The 2,796-nt window shown below is 47.7% G+C and carries 2 protein-coding genes and 1 pseudogene; all 3 read left to right on the top strand.

Annotation, left to right across the window (positions count from 1 at the left end; all coding sequences use genetic code 11):
• Positions 1 to 628: porin family protein (locus VN105_RS17490; protein WP_325642820.1), on the top strand; the 628-nt coding region annotated here is incomplete at its 5' end.
• Between the two features lie 26 nt (positions 629 to 654).
• Positions 655 to 2,322 (top strand): NAD+ synthase, encoded by a 1,668-nt coding sequence (locus tag VN105_RS17485; protein WP_325642819.1) that lies wholly within the window; start codon positions 655 to 657, stop codon positions 2,320 to 2,322.
• Between the two features lie 38 nt (positions 2,323 to 2,360).
• Positions 2,361 to 2,796, top strand: a pseudogene (locus VN105_RS17480) (serine--tRNA ligase); the annotation flags it as partial.

Raw genomic sequence — 2,796 nt, 5'->3', positions numbered from 1 at the left:
TTTCAGGAATAAAGTAAAGCTCGGGTTTACCGTGAGCCCGATGGTTTCCATCTTAAAGCCGCAGGAATCGGGGGTTAACAGGAATGGCGCCAAAGCAGGACTGAACTTTGGCCTGATGGCCGATTTTAACCTGAACGACCGCGGTACTTACGCGTTTTCTTCGGGATTCCAGGTAATGCTGGGCGGCAGCAAGCTGAAATATGATGCAGGTAAGGGGCTGAACGATTATAAGGCCAATCCCGCTGAATATAATATGAAGCTCACCTATATAGAGATCCCGCTGGCATTGAAGCTGAAAACCGCTTCGGCCGATGAAGGCGGTGTTGGTTTCTGGGGGCAGTTCGGCACCTATCTCGATTTCCCCGTGAGCGGCCGTGCAGATGTAGTTACTTCAAACGGGTCTGTAAACCAAACCTTCGACCGGGTGAATATCTTACCAGAGATGAACCGTATCAACATCGGGATGTTATTGGGTGCAGGGATAGAATATCCACTGGGCGCCAATCTTACCGGAACGGCCGGTATCACCTACCAAAACGGTTTTGTGGATGTAACCCGCAATGGCAAATGGGACGACGGCCGGGTAAATATGAACAGCTTCGCGCTCCGGCTGGGCGTATTCTTCTAATTTTTACCTGAATATCTTTTTTTATCATGAATATTATACTGGCACAGCAGAATTACCATATTGGCAATTTTGAAAAAAATATAGCAAAGATCATTGATGGCATTAACGCGGCAAAGGCCCAGGGCGCCGACCTGGTGGTATTTTCCGAGTTGTGTGTATGCGGTTATCCCCCCCGCGATTTCCTGGAATTTGAAGATTTTATTGCACAGAGCTATCATGCAATAGACGTAATAAAAGCACATACCAAAGATATTGCAGTGCTGGTGGGCGGCCCTGCCCGTAACCCCCAGCGCGAAGGGAAAGACCTGTTTAATGCCGCCTGGTTTTTATATGAGGGAGAAGTAAAACAGGTGGTACATAAAACCCTGTTGCCTACTTACGACGTATTTGACGAGTACCGGTACTTTGAGCCGTCTATCGAATGGAATGTGATCCCGTTTAAAGGAAAGAAGCTGGCAGTAACCATTTGTGAAGACATCTGGAACCTGGGAGATAACCCCCTGTACCGGGTTTGCCCGATGGATCAGCTGATTGCCCAGGAACCGGATGTGATGATCAATTTGTCTGCATCCCCGTTTGATTACGATCATGATGAAGACCGCAAAGAGATCATTCTTTCCAATGTACTGAAATATAAGATCCCGATGTACTATTGTAATACCGTGGGATCCCAGACGGAGATTGTGTTTGACGGCGGGTCACTTATTTACGATGCCCAGGGTAACATTGTAAAGGAGCTACCCTATTTTGAAGAAGCAATAGGTGGTATAGAGCTGGAAAAGCTTACCGGTAAGGATCTGCCACCGGTGAAGCCCGCTGTATTTACCCCGCTCACTGAACTGGTATTTGATCACAACATAAACAGGATCTACGATGCCCTGGTGTTGGGAATTAAGGATTATTTCGGGAAGATGGGCTTTACAAAAGCCATCCTTGGATCTTCAGGCGGTATCGACAGCGCCGTAACACTGGCTATTGCCTGTGATGCACTGGGTAAGGAAAATGTAAGGGCCATCCTCATGCCTTCTCCCTACTCTACCAGTCACTCTGTAGATGATGCCGTGACATTGTCAGAAAACCTTGGCAATCCCCATGATATTATCCGCATCAACAACATTTACGAAACCTTCCTTGACACGCTGGAGCCTTATTTCAAAGGGCTGCCTTTCAACGTGGCAGAAGAAAATACACAGTCACGCATCCGGGGTAACCTGCTGATGGGCTTATCCAACAAGTTTGGTTATATCCTGCTGAATACATCCAACAAAAGCGAACTATCTACCGGCTATGGTACCTTATATGGTGATATGGCAGGCGGATTGAGTGTTTTGGGAGATGTATACAAGATGCAGGTATATTCCCTGGCAAGATATATTAACCGGGAGAAAGAGATCATACCGGTGAATATTATTGATAAGGCGCCTTCTGCAGAGCTGCGGCCGGATCAGAAAGACAGCGACAGCCTGCCGGATTATGCTATCCTCGACAGGATCCTGTACCAGTACATAGAACGCCGCCAGGGACCGCGTGAAATAGTAGCTCAGGGCTTCGATGCCGCTTTGGTTTCGCGGGCCTTAAAGATGGTGAACACCAATGAATACAAGAGAAATCAATTCTGCCCTATTATACGGGTATCGTCCAAAGCCTTTGGTGTAGGGCGCAGAGTGCCCATTGTAGGGAAGTACCTGAGTTAAGCTATTTTAATATATTTGCAAAAATCTGATCATACAACATGTTACAAGTACCGTTTATACGTCAAAATAAAGCGTTTGTTTTAGAGCGTCTCGCATTTAAGAATTTCAAGGAACTGGATGTAGTGGAAGAAGTGCTGGCGCTGGACGACAAGCGTAAGAAATTAACCCTCGAATACGATGAAACACAGGCCCAGGTAAATAGTTTATCTAAAGAAATCGGTAAACTGATGGCCCAGGGTAAAAAAGAGGAAGGAGAAGCGCAGCGCGCTGCGGTAGCGGCATTGAAAGACCGCCTCGGCCCGGTGAATGAAGAGCTGAATGCCACCGAAAAAGCGTTGCAGGATGCCTTGGTAAAGCTTCCTAACCTCCCATCCGCCCAGGTGCCCGCCGGTAAAACTCCGGAAGAAAACGTGGAAGTGCGCAAGGGTGGTAAAATTCCGGACCTGTATGCAGGCGCCGTTCCCCACTGGGACC

This window comes from Chitinophaga sp. (assembly GCF_035564935.1).
In the GTDB taxonomy this organism is placed as follows: domain Bacteria; phylum Bacteroidota; class Bacteroidia; order Chitinophagales; family Chitinophagaceae; genus Chitinophaga.
The sequence above is the reverse complement of the archived record's forward strand: the minus strand, read 5'-3'. Positions and strand labels throughout refer to the sequence as shown.